General features: G+C 69.3%; 16 protein-coding genes. 9 read left to right on the top strand and 7 right to left on the bottom strand.

From position 1 onward, the window contains the following. Nucleotides 1-2: 2 nt before the first annotated feature. A complete protein-coding gene (locus ACWMMN_RS20550; RefSeq protein WP_486423867.1) occupies nt 3-1,601 on the bottom strand; it encodes a GH3 family acyl-acid amido synthetase in 1,599 nt (532 codons plus the stop codon). Then, nucleotides 1,601-2,539 carry a fatty acid desaturase family protein gene (locus ACWMMN_RS20545; RefSeq protein WP_340624696.1) on the bottom strand — a complete coding sequence of 313 codons (939 nt, stop codon included), beginning with the start codon at nt 2,537-2,539 and terminating at the stop codon, nt 1,601-1,603. The genes ACWMMN_RS20550 and ACWMMN_RS20545 overlap by 1 nt, the downstream gene beginning before the upstream one ends. Nucleotides 2,540-2,643: 104 nt before the next feature. Here ACWMMN_RS20545 and ACWMMN_RS20540 point away from each other — a divergent pair, with 104 nt between their 5' ends. Together ACWMMN_RS20540 and ACWMMN_RS20535 are read left to right on the top strand one after the other, a co-directional pair. Continuing rightward, on the top strand, nt 2,644-3,531 hold the full coding sequence (locus ACWMMN_RS20540) for a metal-dependent hydrolase (RefSeq protein ID WP_059239525.1): 888 nt from the start codon (nt 2,644-2,646) through the stop codon (nt 3,529-3,531). Then, entirely contained in the window at nt 3,528-4,427 is a 900-nt protein-coding gene (locus tag ACWMMN_RS20535) for a hypothetical protein (RefSeq protein ID WP_486423866.1), read from the top strand. The genes ACWMMN_RS20540 and ACWMMN_RS20535 overlap by 4 nt, the downstream gene beginning before the upstream one ends. On the opposite strand, the gene ACWMMN_RS20530 is transcribed toward ACWMMN_RS20535, so the two are convergent. Both ACWMMN_RS20530 and ACWMMN_RS20525 read right to left on the bottom strand, forming a co-directional pair. Next, a complete protein-coding gene (locus ACWMMN_RS20530) occupies nt 4,415-5,530 on the bottom strand; it encodes a hypothetical protein (protein ID WP_486423865.1) in 1,116 nt (371 codons plus the stop codon). The genes ACWMMN_RS20535 and ACWMMN_RS20530 overlap by 13 nt on opposite strands. 9 nt (nt 5,531-5,539) lie before the next feature. Beyond that, complete coding sequence (locus ACWMMN_RS20525) at nt 5,540-6,250, bottom strand: hypothetical protein (RefSeq protein ID WP_059239519.1); 711 nt, start codon at nt 6,248-6,250, stop codon at nt 5,540-5,542. Between the two features lie 61 nt (nt 6,251-6,311). Between ACWMMN_RS20525 and ACWMMN_RS20520 the strand changes: the two genes are divergently transcribed. Then, nucleotides 6,312-7,772 carry a fatty acid desaturase family protein gene (locus tag ACWMMN_RS20520; protein WP_486423864.1) on the top strand — a complete coding sequence of 487 codons (1,461 nt, stop codon included), beginning with the start codon at nt 6,312-6,314 and terminating at the stop codon, nt 7,770-7,772. Between the two features lie 45 nt (nt 7,773-7,817). Here the strand turns inward: ACWMMN_RS20520 and ACWMMN_RS20515 are convergent, their stop codons facing one another. Then, nucleotides 7,818-8,549 (bottom strand): ribonuclease T2, encoded by a 732-nt coding sequence (locus ACWMMN_RS20515; RefSeq protein WP_340624691.1) that lies wholly within the window; start codon nt 8,547-8,549, stop codon nt 7,818-7,820. A 229-nt stretch (nt 8,550-8,778) separates the two neighbouring features. Here ACWMMN_RS20515 and ACWMMN_RS20510 point away from each other — a divergent pair, with 229 nt between their 5' ends. Continuing rightward, nucleotides 8,779-9,168: an OsmC family protein gene (locus ACWMMN_RS20510; protein WP_486423863.1), complete on the top strand. Its 390-nt coding sequence runs from the start codon at nt 8,779-8,781 to the stop codon at nt 9,166-9,168. 72 nt (nt 9,169-9,240) lie between these two features. Here ACWMMN_RS20510 and ACWMMN_RS20505 read toward each other — a convergent pair whose 3' ends face one another. Further along, the gene (locus tag ACWMMN_RS20505) at nt 9,241-9,819 is read right to left on the bottom strand and encodes a hypothetical protein (protein ID WP_342705284.1); all 579 of its coding nucleotides are present in this window, start codon (nt 9,817-9,819) and stop codon (nt 9,241-9,243) included. 93 nt (nt 9,820-9,912) lie between these two features. Next, nucleotides 9,913-11,316, bottom strand: coding sequence for an HdeD family acid-resistance protein (locus tag ACWMMN_RS20500; protein WP_340624689.1), 1,404 nt, complete (start codon nt 11,314-11,316; stop codon nt 9,913-9,915). A gap of 346 nt (nt 11,317-11,662) precedes the next feature. On the opposite strand from ACWMMN_RS20500, the gene ACWMMN_RS20495 reads away from it, so the two are divergent. The 5 genes from ACWMMN_RS20495 (at nt 11,663) to ACWMMN_RS20475 (ending at nt 14,715) form a co-directional block, all read left to right on the top strand. Next, entirely contained in the window at nt 11,663-12,304 is a 642-nt protein-coding gene (locus ACWMMN_RS20495) for a hypothetical protein (RefSeq protein ID WP_059239508.1), read from the top strand. Between the two features lie 52 nt (nt 12,305-12,356). Further along, on the top strand, nt 12,357-12,923 hold the full coding sequence (locus ACWMMN_RS20490) for a helix-turn-helix domain-containing protein (protein WP_174992457.1): 567 nt from the start codon (nt 12,357-12,359) through the stop codon (nt 12,921-12,923). A 94-nt stretch (nt 12,924-13,017) separates the two neighbouring features. Then, nucleotides 13,018-13,227, top strand: coding sequence for a hypothetical protein (locus ACWMMN_RS20485; protein ID WP_256086065.1), 210 nt, complete (start codon nt 13,018-13,020; stop codon nt 13,225-13,227). 122 nt (nt 13,228-13,349) lie between these two features. Further along, nucleotides 13,350-13,931, top strand: a complete 582-nt coding sequence (locus tag ACWMMN_RS20480) for an HD domain-containing protein (RefSeq protein WP_059239502.1) — start codon at nt 13,350-13,352, stop codon at nt 13,929-13,931. Between the two features lie 55 nt (nt 13,932-13,986). Continuing rightward, the gene (locus ACWMMN_RS20475; RefSeq protein ID WP_059239500.1) at nt 13,987-14,715 is read left to right on the top strand and encodes a class I SAM-dependent methyltransferase; all 729 of its coding nucleotides are present in this window, start codon (nt 13,987-13,989) and stop codon (nt 14,713-14,715) included. The last annotated feature ends 56 nt before the right edge of the window (nt 14,716-14,771 follow it).

Here is a 14,771-nt window from a genome sequence, read left to right as displayed (position 1 = left end):
CATCACTCATCCGTCATCGCGAGCAGCGCCTCGGCCATCGGCAGCCGCGTCACGAGCAGGCACGGCTTCACGTCGCCCGCGCGCATGCCGGCCCGTTCGGCCGCGTGCTGCAGCCAATCGCCGAGCCGCGCCGGCGATCGGCCCAGCCAGCGCATGCGCAGCGGGCCGAGCTGGCCGAGGCGGCGTGCGTGCGCGTAATGAAATGCCTGCGCCAGCCCGGTTTCGACGGCTGCGCGCATCGTATCGGCCGCGTCTGCGCCGAGGTCGCCGGCGACGCACAGCACGTAGTGCGGCAGCCCTTCTCGCGCCGCGCACGGCACGATGCACGCACCGACTTCCCCGTGTTGCCCGAGCGCAGGATTCAGCGCATCGGCCACGATGCGTTCGTCGAGCTTCTCGCCGACGAGATCGACGCTCGCCGCCGCACGGCCGACGAACGCAATGCGCGGCGTGCGTCCGGTCATGCCGACCACGCGCACGCGATCGCCGAGCGCATAGCGATACAGCCCGCCGCCGGTGGTCAGCAACACCTGTGCGTCGTCACCCGGTTGCAGCGCGTCGACATCGCACACGCTGCCGTCGTCGCGCACGAATTCGAGGTAGTGGCTGCCGATCGCGAGCGGGCAGCCGTCGCCCGCGCCGAAGGGAATGCTGGCAACGCCTTCGGTCGCGAACAGCCCCTTCGGCAGCCATTGCACATCCGGGAACCGCACGCGCAACGCGTCGGCGTAATACCGGCTCGGGCCGTCCAGCCAGCAGCTCACGGCCGCCAGGCGCGGCCACAGTGCATGGCAGTCGCCGTTCGCGCTCGCACGACGCAACGCAGTGCGACGATCGGCCGGCAGCGACGCTTCGACCCATGCGAGATCGCGCACGCCATCGGCATCGTTGCGATCGAACAGCGGACGCAGCACGCTCGTCAGGAACGTCGGGCTCCACACGCTGATAAACGCGAGCGATGCGTCGGCGACGAGCGCGCGCAGGGTCTCGCGCCGCCACGTCGACGCGTCGCCGGTCAGCGGCGGCATGAGCAGCGTCGGCACAAGTGCGGCGGCGCTGCTGTCTCCCAGATAATCGAGATCGCTCGCCGAGCCGACCGGAATTCCGCTCGGCGCAACGCCGGGCGCCTGCAGCGGCGGCGACATCGACCAGTACGCATGCCCTTCGCCGAGTGCCGGACAGGCGCGATGCATGTCGGCCAGCCACACGATCATCGCGGCCTGCAGTTCGCGCAGGAACGCGGGCGTGTACGGAATCAGCTTCCGGCGCGCCGTGCTGCCGCTCGTACGTTCGAGGAACAGCGGGCGTTCGGCGGTCAGCACCGGTTCCGTCTCGTTCGACACGCGCTCGAGCCACGGCAGGAAATCGGCGGCCGCGTGCACGGGCACGCGCTCGCGGAACTGTGCGGGGCTGTCGATCCGGTCGAAGCCGAAGCGGCGGCCAAACGCCGTGTCGCGGTTGGCGGCGAGCAGCGCCATCAACCGCTGCGCCTGCACGTCGCCCGGCGCGTCGAAGCCGGCCTGCCAGCGATCGACGTCCGGCTGCGCGGCGCGTGCGAATGCACGCCAAGCGTCGGCGGGACTGCGGGCGGAAGCGTCCATCAGAAATAGGTCTTGTCGAGTTGCGCGAGATCGTCGGGCAGCCGGCGCGGCGGCGCGAAGATCGTGAGCCAGCCGTACCACAGCGGCCGCGTCTCGCGCAGGTCCGACGCCGCGTGCATGTCCTGCCAGCGCAGCGCCGGGCGGCGATGATGCGTCAGGTTGTAGTTGAAGTTCAGCAGCAACCAGCGCACCGGGGCCGGCGCGCGCATGTTGTACGTGCCTTCGACGACGTCGAGCGGCGTGCGCATGTGGTACACCCATTGCAGCGACGACCACGAGAACGCGAACGCGACATACGCGATCAATACGGCCGGCACCGACCAGTCGAGCAGCCAGCCGGCCAGCAGCCATGCACCGACGGCGGCGAGCGTTTCGTAGCGGATGCGGCGGAAGTCGGCCGTCGTGAATTCCTTGAAGGCGGCCGCGTAGGTGTTGTCGTCGCCGCGTGCGGCGAGCCGCTGCATCGTGCGGCCGGGCACCAGCGCGAGCACGAAGCTGCCGACGAGACCGCCGAGCCAGATGCCGCCGAGGATCGCCGCGTAGTACTCGATGCGCTTGCGCAGCAGCGATTCGTTCGCGGTCGCGAAATCCGCGCGCTCGGCAGGCGTGCGGTTGCGCACGTGATGGCCGAGATGGTTGACGTGAATGAGCGTCGCGGCCGCGCCGAACATCGTGGACGCCCACCACATCATCATATAATTCGCGGTCGGCCGGCGATGTCCGAACCCGTGGAAGGTTTCGTGCATCATCGAGAACACGCCTTGCATCACGAGGCAGAACGGCACGAGCACGAGCCACTTGATCGCGCCGGCATCCGTATGCGAAAGCCAGGTGAGCGTGCCGGCCCACACGAGGCTCTGCAGCGCGAGCACCAGCAGGTTGACGCGATCGTAACGTCGGGCTTGCGCCGCAGCGGCTTGCGCGCTCGGTCGGTTCATGGCTCGGCAGGCTCGGAATGGCGGTTGTTTGCACGGGAGGATACAACAGATGCGTCAACTGCCGGTAACGGCTCGCGCCCCGTCCGCGAAGGGGGCGCGCTAGCATGCGGCCATTTCGCCGCCCGCCCGCCGCCAGCACCGCGTCGCGCATGCCGCCGCGCGACGTGCGCTTCACGATCGACGAGCGCATTCCGCGCTTCTGGTATCGCGGCACCTGCCATGTGACGCGTTTCTTCGACGCGTTTTCCGTGATGTTTCCGCTCGGCGAGCGCTTCTTCGTCGAAAGCGTGCGGCCGTTTCGCGACCGCGTCGGCGGCGATGCATCGCTCGCGACCGATGTCGATGCGTTCGTGCGGCAGGAAGCGTCGCATATCCGCGTACACCGGCTCTACAACGCGCGTCTCGCGTCGCAGCATGTGCCGGTCGACGCGCTCGAAGCGCTGCTCGAAAAACGCCAGCGCAACGCGGCACGACAGGTGTCGCCGGTCATCCGGCTTGCGCTGACGGCCTGCCTCGAACACTACACGACGATCCTGTCGCACCGCCTGCTGAGCGACCCGGCGATCCTCGACGGCGCCGAGCCGACGATGGCGGCCGTGTGGCGCTGGCACGCGATCGAGGAAACCGAACACAAGACCGTCGCGTTCGACGTGCTCGCGGCCGCCATGCCGGGCGCGGTGCGGCGCTATGCCGTGCGCTGCGCGGCGATGCTCGGGATCTCCGTCTACTTCGTGATCGACCTGATCTATTTCGTGCACCGCCTCGTCGCGGTCGACGGGCAGACACGGAACGTGCGCGGCTGGCTGCAACTGCTGCGCTGGCTGTTCGTCGCGCCGGGGATCTTCACGCACGTGATACCGATGTGGCTGTGCTGGTTTTCGCCGCGTTTCCATCCCGATCGCCTCGACAGCGACGCGGCGCTGCGCGCGGCGCGCGCCGCGCTCGAACCGTATCTGGCGACGGCCGAACGCAAGCCGGAGCCGCACGCATGACGCGCGCACCGTGGACACCGGACGGGTTCGATGACTGGCGCCGCCGCTATCCGGCGACACCGTTCGCACGGGTCGCGGCGAACCTCGACCGGACCGGTGCGTTCATCGACAGCTGGACAGCGCGCACGGCCCGCCTGCCGCTGACGACAACGGTCGTGCTCATCGCGGGGCTCTACTCCGAATGGCTGCCGGGCTGCAATCGCGGCGCGCGGCAAACGCTCGGCGCGGCCGGCTATCGCGTACTGACGGTGCCCGTGCGCTCCGCGCGCGGCGTGTTCGACCAGGGCGCACATATCAGCCGACACCTGCGTGCGCACGTGCCGGCCGGCAGCGAATTCGTCGTGCTCGCACACAGCAAGGGCGGCATCGATACGCTCGCGGCGCTCGTCGGCGACCCGGTGCTGTCAGCGCGTTGCGCGGGCATCGCGCTCGTGCAGCCACCGGTCGGCCCGTCCGCGATCGTCGACACGATCTTCCGTCACGGCATGCCGCCGCACGTGGCCGCGCCGTGGCCCGACCGCATTGCCCGCCGCATGCTGCGCACGCGCTGGACGGACGCCGGCACGCGCGACATCAGCAGCCGGCGCGATCCCGGTGTCGGCGCGATGCTCGCAGCGCTGCCGCGCGACCTGCATCTCGTGCATGGGGTGAGCTGGTCGGTCGAAGCGTCCACGCGCTTCGATTCGCATCATGCGCGGTTGAACGGTCTTCGCCCGGGCTGCGCGCACGACGGGCAGTTTTATCTCGATCACCAGGTGTTGCCCGGCGTACCGCAAATCTGCCTGCCGCATCTCGATCACGGCCAGCCCGTGCTCGGCGGGCTCGGCTTCGACGCCGGCCGCTTCTGGCTCGCGCTCGCCGACCTGCTGCACGTCACGCGCGGTCAGACCAGGTAAATCTCGAACCCCGGCACACGGCCGGCCAGCAGGCCGTCGATCGGCTCGGACGGCTCGCCGGTCGGCAGCGTATAGAGATCCATCGGCGTACGCGCCGCGTAATACCGCGCGAGCGCGGGCCAGAGCGGATCGCCGTCGTACAGGCACAGCTGCATCAGCGCATAGCGGTTGCGCATGCGCAGCCATGCGGCGTCGAGCAGCGCCGCAAACACGGCAGGATCGCGGTCGCGCACCTGCAGGTGCGTCAGGTAGACGTCGCGCAGCGGCTCGCCGGGCGCCGCGATACGCGGGCGGCGCAACGCGGGCGCGAGCGTGTTGAATGCGACGCGGATCGCCTGCAGCGGCAGCGGCAATCGTTCGAGCACGATCCGCTTGATGTCGCCGGCGTCCCACGGCGCGACGCAACCTCGCAGGTTGCCGTGCGCGTCGAGCGCCAGCAGGAATGCATCGAGGCCGAATGCCGGCCACGTATCGAGCCGGCGCGCGAACTCCCCCGCGGAAAACACGCCGCCGAACGGCTGGCGGCGCGACTCGGCATCGAGAAACGCGCGCAGTGCGTCCGCGTGATGCGGCTGCGCTCCGACGATCCGGATGCCGGGCACACTGCGCGGTGCCGACGACAGCCCGCGCTGCGCGTAGATCGACACGTTCTCGTAGCCATGCCAGTGCGAGAAGCGCAGCCGGTTCGCGCGCCGCGACCGCGCCAGCGACTGCACCGCGAGCCGGTTGTCGCGGATCATGCAGCAGTAGGCGTACTGCACGCCTGCGTCGGCGCGCAGCGCCGCGAAGCGTTCGCGCACCGAGTCGGTCCATTCGCGCGACAGACGCCGGTCGGGCATCAGGCGCAGGTCGCCGAGATAGGCGACCGGCTGCACGCGTTCGCCGAGATAGCCGTCGCGCACGACGAGGCTCGCCAGCCCCTTCAGCGAAGCGGGCTTGCCCTCTGCGAGCCACACCTCGTGATGCGGCGCGTGGCAGCGATGCAGGGCGAAGTAGTCGGGCGCGCGGTCGAAGCGCAGCGGCAGGCTGCCCTGCATCGCATGGCGGGCCTGGAATTCGAGGATGTGCGCGTTGTCGGCCGGTTGCGCGAGACGGATCCGCATGGGCGCGGCTCACGTGCCGTCGAACAACCGGCGCGCGAGCGGCCGCAGGTTCGACGCCGACAGTTCGCACAGGCACACGAGTTCGTCGCCGCGTGCATAGCCGGGATTGCGTGCGAGGAAGTAGTCGACGTCGGCCAGCCGCCGGTGCGCGGCCGGCACCTCGGCGAGCGTGGGCGCGAGCCGGCCCATCGGCGTGTCGAACGACAGGATGCCGGTGGCCGGATCGTATGCGTGCCCGTAACGGCTGGCGGCCAGGTAATCCATCAGGTCCTGCGTCGCCGGTGAAGTCAGGTTGCCGGCACGCGGCGCGTAGTCGCGCGCGAACGCGCGCAGGTAGCGATAGGTGCGATGCCCCTTGCAGATCAGGAACCAGTACAGCGGCACGGCCGGCGCCTGCCGCCATACGTCGCCCGCATGGCGGATCCACGCAAACGCGAGATGCTGCGTGCCCCAGTGCGCAGGATCGATGATGGTGTCACCGGAAAAGATCACGCGGATCGGCGCGTCGCGCCAGTGCGCGTCGTACTGCTTGAGCGTCGAGAAGCCCTGGATCGCGCCGCCGGCGTCGCGCAGCACGATGCAGTGCGTCTTGTCGCCGAGGTCGTGGTCGAACCGTGCGCGCCCCGTATCGCAATACGACGCCGCATACAACGAGAACATCCGCTCGATGTCGCCGGGGCCCAGGGCCGCACGTTCGACGGCGGTGGCGCGCAACTCCATCGGGTACTCCTGCAAGGCTGAACAGCTTGCTATGATAGCCCGTTACCCGCCCGCTCAAGCCATGTCCCAGGTCCTTTCCCGCCAGGATGCGAACGACACGCCGATCGCCCGGCCATGGCTGCTGCTCGTCGTCTATCTCGTCGTGACGGGTGCACTCTACTGCTTCGTCACGCACGTGCCACTCGGCCCCGTCACCGCGATTCCGGCAAGCGCGCTCGATCGCGCGATTCCGGTGCTGCCCGGCACCGTGCCGCTTTACCTCAGCTACCTGTGCGCGATGCCCGCGCTCGTCTGGCTCGGGCGCGGCCGCGCCTGGCTGCTGCCGGCGTTCTTCGCCGGCGCGCTCGCGGCCGGCCTTTGCCTGGCCGCTCATCTGCTGCATCCGACCGCGGTGGCGTGGCCGCCTGCCGGGCGCGGCTGGATCGCATGGCTGCAGCGGATCGACCCGCCGCTCGCCGCATCACCGAGCGGGCACGTCGCGCTGCCGGTCGCCATCGCGATCGTGCTGCTGGCGCTGCGGCAGCGGCCGGCCGTGCTGTTCGTCGCGTGGAGCGCGCTGCTGATGGCGACGGTGCTGACCACCGGCCAGCATCGTGCCGCAGATGCCGCATGGGGCGGCGTGACGGGCATCGTTGCCGGCATGGTCACGCTCGCGCTGCTGCGTGAACGGGTCGACCTGCGCACGATCGCAGCCGCACTGTTCGAATGGGCGTGCATCATCGTGGCGATCCGCGTCGCCGTTGCGCTCGGCGCGTGGTACCTGCATGCGCTCGCCGTGGTCGTCGTCGCGACGCGCCAGCATGCGCTGTTCATCCTGTATCACGATGCGGCCCACTATCACGTCACGCGCCGGCGCGGCCTCAACGACTTCCTGATCAACGTGGCGATCGGCGTGCCGGGTCTCGTGCCCGTCGAGTTCTATCGGCCACTGCACCTCGCGCATCATCGCCATCTCGGCACCGCGCAGGATCCCGAGCGCCAGTTCCTTTATCACGACCAGCCGTGGCGGTTCCGTCCGCTCGATGCGTGGCCGCTCGCGCGGCAATGCCTCGGCGACCTGTTCGTGCTGAACATGGTGCGCAACATGGCGGCATTCCGGCGCGCGGGCGGGCAGAACACGCGACTCGGCCGGCCGTTCCAGGCGGCTGTGGCGGTATGGATGACGATCGTCGCGCTGCTCGTGTGGGCCGGTTCCGCGCACACGCTCGTGCGGGTCGCGGCGCTCTGGTTCGTGCCGCTGCTCACGCTGTCGGTGCTGCTACAGAAGATCCGCAGCATGGCCGAGCACAGCGGCGGGCCGGATGCGACGCCGGGCTGGGCCGACTGGACGTATTCGTGGCGAACCGGCTGGATCGGCCGCGTGTTCGTGTGGCCGTATCACATCAATCTGCATCTGCAGCATCATCGCAATCCGGCGGTGCCGTGGCATGCGTTGCCCGGCACGGTCGAGCGTGACGAGCACCAGCTCGGCGGGCCGGAACTGGCCGGGCTGCTGTGGTCAGGCGTCCCGCCGAAGTCATGACGGGCGACGACGTGCGCGATGTCGCACACGTCGCGCCCCGCCCCGTTACTTCGCGATATACACGCCCGACGTCGGGCACGTGCCCTGCGTGTTGCCGTCCGTCACGAGCGACGCCGCGCTCGGGAACTGCGCAGCCGCATTCGTCTTCACCGCGATCCAGGCTTCGGTGAAGTAGCTCACGCCATTCGTCTTCGTGCACTTCAGCGACACCGCGCTGCGCGTGTTGCTGCCGAACGCGCCTTCGAACGCCGACAGCAACTGGTTACGCGTGACCGTCTTGCCCGCGTTCGCCTGCAGGAATGCGTTGAACGACGTGTTGCCGAGCCGGCTGATCATGCCCGACGCCTGGTTCCAGTACGCATCGGGCGTCGCCGAGTTCGAGCAGGTGCCGTGCTTGAACCACTCGTGCTTGTCGAGGCACGACGCAACGCCCGGCATGTATGTCGACAGCGTGTTGCGCGTCGCGCTGCTGATCGGGTACGCGTCCATGCTGCACCACTGGTGCGCGTTGTCGAGGTCGATGTCGTTCTGCGGCACGCCGCAATAGAACGGCTGGTTGCCGTCATAGCGGTTCGGCCACAGGCCATGCAGCGACAGGCTCGTCGCCGCATACGAGCCGGCGAGGTTCGTGCATTCCGGCGTATCGTGCGACGCGCAGAAGCCGGGCTCCCACGATGCGGCGAGCAACAGGTAGTCGTAGCTGGTCTGCGCGGTGGCGTGCAGTGAAGCGGAAGCGACAGCGAGTGCGGCAGCGGCGCGGGCGAGCGTCTTGAGCATGGCGTGTTTCCTCGGAAAAGGCTTGCGGTCGCGGGATGCGCCGCAAGGTTGTCGAATGTCTGCCCGCGATTGTTGCTGTCGCAACGTGGCACGAATGTGAAGGTGGACGAAAGAATTCGCGCGCGCCGCCGAAGCGGTTACAAGCGGTACCGGTACCAACCGTTGCCTTCCCCCGCACGCGACGCCGGCGTACCGTGCCGGCATCCTCATCCTGCAACGGAGCATCCCCATGGTGACGGCCGCACGGCTGGGCAAGCCCTATTGCGTCGAGATCGGCAACGGGCGCAGCGTCGTGCGCGCGGACACGCACAAGGCAGGCAAAGGCGCCGACGCAGGCATGCGGCCGCACGAACTGCTCGAAAGCGCGCTCGCGGCCTGCGTCTGCATGTCGATCGACCTCGCCGCAAAGCGCGCGGGCGTGACGCTGCCCGCCTGTACGGCGGAGGTGGCCATCGACCGCCTCGAGCACGAAACCGGTTTCGATATCGCGCTGCGCTTCGCGGCGCCGCTGTCGCACACGCAGCAAGCACTCGTGCGCAACGCCGTCCAGGCGTCTCCGGTCGCCCGCACGCTGGGCCGGCCGGTACGGATCAGGCCGGCGACGATCGTGCACCGCTGACCCGTTCGTCGCGGGCGCCGCGCTGCCGGCGCACCGACGGTCGATCGGCCTGCGCTTGCGGCTCGCGCGCGCTCACGACCCGCTGCCGAGCTGCGTGCATGCGCGCGCAGACGCTTCGGGGCCTTCGAGCGCGAGAATCTGCCACACGCCGATACTGACGCGCTGGCGCGCCACCGTCGACGCATCGGCCAGCAACGCCTCGACGCGCGGCGCGGCATCGGGCGCCTTCTGTTGCAGCGCCGCGTGATGCCGCGCGCGCGACGCCGGCTCGGATTCGTACACGTCGCACAGACGCACCATGCCGGCGAGGCCGGCCAGGTCGTCGTCCTTGTCGATCGCGCCCGGCTCGACGGGGGCAAGCCCCTTGCGCTCCGCCGGCGGCAGCCTGTTGCGCGCGCCTTCGTCGATCGCCGTGGCGGAGGCCGGCGGCAGGCCGCCGATCGCCGCGACGATCCGGCTGCCCGCGGCGATCATGTCGCCCTGGCACTCGATCTTCTCGGCGGCCGCGACGTTCGAGCAGAACGATACCGACGTCCGGTACACGTCGTTGCTCATGCGCGGCACTTCGTCGGTGCCCGCCTGCGCAAGGCCGGCGCTGGCCAGCGCGAGCGCAGCGGGAATCAGGAAACGGAAATCTCTCGTCTTGTTCATTGTTGTCGTCTGTGGGGTGTGATGGCGGGCAAACTCGACGGGCCGCGCGGCGGCGCGCCCTGCGATGCCGGGCCCTCGTCCGGCATCGCGCGATCACTTCATCGACGCAGCCTCCGATCCGCCGGGCGACAGCGCCGCGTTGTCCTGCTCGCGCCATGCGCGGCGCGATGCCATGATCGCGCTCACCGCCGAGCGCGCGACCTTCCACCATGCGAACGGGCGCGGATCGGCGAGCATGCTGAGCGCGCGCGCATAGTCGAGCGTGAGCCCGGGCGTCCACGCCATCGTCACCGCGCGCTTGCGGATCTGCGCGGCCACCCACAGCTCGGGCGTGAGCAGCAGCCGCACGAACGCGCCCCACCCGGCCCGCGCGCCCTTCAGCCGCCACACCGCGCCGTCGAGCGCGGCTTCGAGCGCCTGCGACACGGTGCTCGAGCAGTTGCGGTGCGTGAGGTTGTAGGTCACGTTCTGCCGGTACGACAACCAGAACGCGTCGAGCTTGGCCGGATCGTAGTTGCGGATACGCACGCGCACCGTCGACGGGCACCACGCCTTCGACTCGGTCGCATAGTCGGGCTGGAACAGGCCCGGCACGTCGTTCTCGCGCGTCGCACGCAGGATGCGCGTGAATTCGTCCGGAGAACGATCGATTTCGACACCCGGATACAGGCTGATGTAGATGCCCTCCGGCGATTCCAGCGCCGCATGCCCGGTCGAGATCACGCCGTTGACGTCCACCGCCGCGATATAGCGGTCGATCACCGGATAGCGCTGCGCTTCGGCCTTCGACGTGCCGGTCGGCGTCCACACATGCACGGTGAGCGCATGCTCGCCATCGGCCGGCGGGCCGTCCCATTCGGATTGCGCGAACCGCGGCCGGTCGCGCGCCTCGTCGAGGTCGGGTACGAACGCCGGCGCGGGCGACGTCGCGAACGCGGGATTGCGCGTCAGCCGCCGCACGCGCGCGGCAAGGCTCAGCATGTGCATCCCGCCGAACATCAGCAGCAGGCCGAGGCAGTACGGTACGGTGCCGACATAGTGGGTCGGGTACGGCTGGAAGAAGAAGATCGCGAGCAGGATCTCGACGACGCCCCAGGCGAACGCCACGTTCCAGCGGCGGTAGCGCACCATCCACGCGGACGTGCACTGCAGCAGCCCGTCGACGAGGAACAGCGTGCCGAAGATCATCGACAGCAGGAAGTGGCCGTGGTGATGGCCGGCAAACACGAGCCCCGCGGCGACCACGACGACGATGCCCTTCACGTAGCGCAGGATGCGCTGCCCGCCGACACCGCTGCCGGCCACCGCGAGCGTCGCGAGCCCCTCGATCAGGAACAGCCACGCGAACAGCTCGATCGGGAAATGCAGCGCGCCGTCGAGCGCGTCGACGAAGATGCCGACGCCCGCGGCCACCCACAGCCAGCCCAGCACGGTCAGCCCGCGCCAGCGGGTTCGCAGATATTCGATGCCCAGCAGCAGCAACACCAGTCGTACCATCGCGCCCTCGTGTCATTTTTCGGGATACGCGCGGCCTCGCGTTCCCTGTCATTTCGACCACGCGTCGTGCGACGCGCCGGCCGGAAGGCGGTAATCGTTGCCGGCGCGTCATGCCTTCGGCATGATCGATGGCGGCCGGCACGCACCGCTCTGGCCGAATAATAAGATATGGCGGAGTGGGTTGAAAGCCTGACGAAAACGTTTTCGGCGGGGCGCGAGCCGGTCCTGCCGGCCGCTGCCCTGGCAGATTTCCCGTTCGACAACATGCGGCTGATACGCGAGAATCCGGCTTCCGAGGGCGAAAGCCACTGAACTGAACCGAACCGCACAGACGGGACAACAAGAAATGAGCACATCGATCACGCGCCGGCGCCTGCTGGCCGCAGGCATGGCCGCGAGCAGCCTCGCGCTGTCGGGTTGTTTTACGCCGGCGCTCTACGAAAACCACGACGAAACCTACATCGAGCACGTTTCCGCCTTCCTGATCACGAAAGACGGCAAAAAACTGGTGGTGCTGGGCGAGCGCTATCACTACATCTTCGATCTGCCGGAGAAGCTGCGCCCGGTGCTGGCGGCGAGCTACCGCAAATCGCTGCATACGTCGTTCAGCAGCTTCCATGCCGACGGCAGCGACGTGACCGGCAACTACGACACCGTTCTGTCGAAGGACGCGTCGGCCGACGAGCGCCTGGCGGCAGCCGCCGATGGCTTCAGCGCCCGGCGCAACCAGCTCGAACTCGACGGCAACATCGTCGGCAAGCGCTACTCCACCGAGGGCTTCACGCTGAAGCCGGACGGCGCCGCGCAGGCGTTCAACGAACGCTATACGGTCGGCATCGACGAATCGCCGTCGGCCTTTGCGAAGGGACTCCGGATCCTGGCCACGCCTGTCACCGTGGCGGCCGACGGCGTGCTCGTGCTGGGCGGCATCCTGCTGCTGCCGGTCGCGATTTTTTCACTCAGGGACCGGCCGCTCGCCGGGTTCTAGCGCGCCCGCCCCGGCAACGCGCCCGGCCGACGCCTGAAAGAGGAGCATCGACATGCGTGACCCTTCGCCACATCCGTCCTCGCTCGGCCCGCAGCTCAGGCGCTGGCGCGCGCTGCGCCGCATCAAGCAAAGCCACGCGGCCGAACTGTTCGGCGTCGCGCAATCGACGATCTCGCGCTGGGAGGCCGGCCTCCAGCAGATGTCGCCCGACGAGCGCGCGACGGCCGAGCAGTTGCTCGCCGCGCGCCTCGATTCCGCGGGCGACCACGCGCTCGCGCGGCTCGTCGCGGGCAGCGCGGGCCGCATGCATCTCGTGTGCGATCTCACGCACCGCCTGCTCGCCAGCTCGCCGGCGCGTGCGGCCGAATTCTCGCAACCGCTGTCGACACTGCTCGGCGCGTCGCTGTGGCGCTACGCGACGCCGGAAATCGCCCGCATGGAAGCCGCGCTCGACCCGCTCGGCTGGCACGACCGCGCGGGGCCGCCGAGCGTCGAATTCGACACCGGCGCGAATGCGTCGCGCGTCGTGCCGATTCGCGGCAGCCGGTGCCGGTGGACACGGATGACGCTGTCGGACGGCTCGGCCGCGCGCCTCGTGGAAACGCTGCACGATGCGTAAGCGCGGCATTGCAACGCGCTGCGCGCGTCGGCGCAGTCGCACGCAACGCACAGGAATTCATCTTGACTGACGGCGCGGCCCGGAGGATTGCCCTATGTCGATGTTCGCCGTACGCGCGCTCGTGATCGTCGCGTTCATGCTCTATACGGGCATCGCGATACTGGGCGCGCTTCGCTCCGGCGTCGCCAACGCCGGCGGCCGGCGCGTGGCGCGCCGCAGCCATCCCTACGCATTCGGCTTCGTCGTCCTGATCCAGACCGGCTTCTTCGCGCTGTTCTGCTGGGCCGGCTTTTCGCTGATCTAGGCGCATCCGTCGGCGGGGCCGGCCCGTCACGCCCGATCCCGCCTCCGCCACGCATATTTCATGCGTGGACCAACCGCGCGCGGCCGGCGTACGCTTGACGGCTCATCGCAAGGACGCCGACCATGAATCCCGATACGATCCGCGCGCGGCTCGATTTCCTGCGCGAAGCCGAACGCCTGAAGGACGTGCTGCGCAGCGGCTACACGTCGGCCGGCCGCCCGGAAAGCACGGCCGAGCACAGCTGGCGGCTGTGCCTGATGGCGCTCGTGTTCGCCGATGCGCTGCCCGGCATCGACACGCTGAAACTGCTGAAGCTGTGCGTCGTCCACGATCTCGGCGAGGCGCTGCACGGCGACATCCCCGCGATCGAGCAGGCCGCGCACCCCGACAAGAGCGCGCACGAACGCGACGACCTGCTGACGCTGACCGCCTCGCTCGACCGCACGCTGCGCGACGAAATCGTCACGCTGTGGGACGAATACGAGGCCGCCGCGTCGCCGGAGGCGCGCGCGGCGAAGGCGCTCGACAAGCTCGAAACGATCCTGCAGCACAACCAGGGCAGCAACCCGCCCGATTTCGACTACGCATTCAATCTCGGCTATGGCCGGCGCTATACCGACGCCGCGCCGCTGTTCAGCGCGATCCGCGAGATCGTCGATGCCGATACACGGCGCAGGATCGACGCGGGCGGGCAGCACGCGTAAGCTCGCGGGATCGGGCGCGCCGCACCGCGTGCCCCGCTCGCACGAGGCCCGACGCATGACGCAGAACATTTACGACGACCCGGCCTTCTTCGAAGGCTACAGCCGCCTGAGCCGCTCGGTTCACGGGCTCGACGGCGCGCCCGAATGGCCCGCGCTGCGGGCGCTGCTGCCGGATCTGCGGGGCCGCCACGTGCTCGACCTCGGCTGCGGCTACGGCTGGTTCAGCCGCTGGGCGGCCGATCAGGGGGCGGCCAGCGTGCTCGGCGTCGACGTGTCCGAACGCATGCTCGCACGCGCGGCATCGACCGCCGCGCATCCGGCGATCACGTACCGCCGCGCCGACCTCGAAACGCTCGCGCTGCCGGATGCCGCGTTCGAACTCGCATACAGCTCGCTCGCGTTCCACTACATCGCGCACCTCGACACGTTGCTGCGGTCGATCCACCGCGCGCTCGCGCCGGGCGGGCGGCTCGTGTTCTCGATCGAGCATCCGGTCTATACGGCGCCACGCCGGCCCGGCTTCGTCGTCGATGCGCAGGGCAACCGTTCGTGGCCGCTCGACGGCTACCAGCGCGAAGGCGAACGCGTGACCGACTGGCTCGCGCCGGGCGTCGTCAAGCAGCACCGCACGCTCGGCACGCTCGTGAACCTGCTGATCGGCAGCGGCTTCACGCTCACGCACCTGGACGAATGGGGGCCGACGCCCGAGCAGGTCGACGCGATGCCCGCGCTCGACGAGGAGCGCGACCGGCCGATGCTCGCGATCGTCGCCGCGCAGCGGTAGCGCGGGCGGCCGCCCATTCACGGATCGCCACAATCGCGCCGCCCGCCCGCCGCTGC

Source organism: Burkholderia cepacia complex sp. TUM26381 (assembly GCF_057439935.1).
This window is presented reverse-complemented; position numbering and strand designations above follow the sequence as displayed.

Bases quoted from the DNA above. Each gene is read 5' to 3' on its own strand.
- ACWMMN_RS20550 (WP_486423867.1), bottom strand. From the start codon at position 1,601: ATGGACGCTTCCGCCCGCAGTCCCGCCGACGCTTGGCGTGCATTCGCA.
- ACWMMN_RS20475 (WP_059239500.1), top strand. From the start codon at position 13,987: ATGACGCAGAACATTTACGACGACCCGGCCTTCTTCGAAGGCTACAGC.
- ACWMMN_RS20515 (WP_340624691.1), bottom strand. From the start codon at position 8,549: ATGCTCAAGACGCTCGCCCGCGCCGCTGCCGCACTCGCTGTCGCTTCC.
- ACWMMN_RS20545 (WP_340624696.1), bottom strand. From the start codon at position 2,539: ATGAACCGACCGAGCGCGCAAGCCGCTGCGGCGCAAGCCCGACGTTAC.
- ACWMMN_RS20480 (WP_059239502.1), top strand. From the start codon at position 13,350: ATGAATCCCGATACGATCCGCGCGCGGCTCGATTTCCTGCGCGAAGCC.
- ACWMMN_RS20485 (WP_256086065.1), top strand. From the start codon at position 13,018: ATGTCGATGTTCGCCGTACGCGCGCTCGTGATCGTCGCGTTCATGCTC.
- ACWMMN_RS20510 (WP_486423863.1), top strand. From the start codon at position 8,779: ATGGTGACGGCCGCACGGCTGGGCAAGCCCTATTGCGTCGAGATCGGC.
- ACWMMN_RS20505 (WP_342705284.1), bottom strand. From the start codon at position 9,819: ATGAACAAGACGAGAGATTTCCGTTTCCTGATTCCCGCTGCGCTCGCG.
- ACWMMN_RS20530 (WP_486423865.1), bottom strand. From the start codon at position 5,530: ATGCGGATCCGTCTCGCGCAACCGGCCGACAACGCGCACATCCTCGAA.
- ACWMMN_RS20500 (WP_340624689.1), bottom strand. From the start codon at position 11,316: ATGGTACGACTGGTGTTGCTGCTGCTGGGCATCGAATATCTGCGAACC.
- ACWMMN_RS20495 (WP_059239508.1), top strand. From the start codon at position 11,663: ATGAGCACATCGATCACGCGCCGGCGCCTGCTGGCCGCAGGCATGGCC.
- ACWMMN_RS20535 (WP_486423866.1), top strand. From the start codon at position 3,528: ATGACGCGCGCACCGTGGACACCGGACGGGTTCGATGACTGGCGCCGC.
- ACWMMN_RS20525 (WP_059239519.1), bottom strand. From the start codon at position 6,250: ATGGAGTTGCGCGCCACCGCCGTCGAACGTGCGGCCCTGGGCCCCGGC.
- ACWMMN_RS20490 (WP_174992457.1), top strand. From the start codon at position 12,357: ATGCGTGACCCTTCGCCACATCCGTCCTCGCTCGGCCCGCAGCTCAGG.
- ACWMMN_RS20540 (WP_059239525.1), top strand. From the start codon at position 2,644: ATGCGGCCATTTCGCCGCCCGCCCGCCGCCAGCACCGCGTCGCGCATG.
- ACWMMN_RS20520 (WP_486423864.1), top strand. From the start codon at position 6,312: ATGTCCCAGGTCCTTTCCCGCCAGGATGCGAACGACACGCCGATCGCC.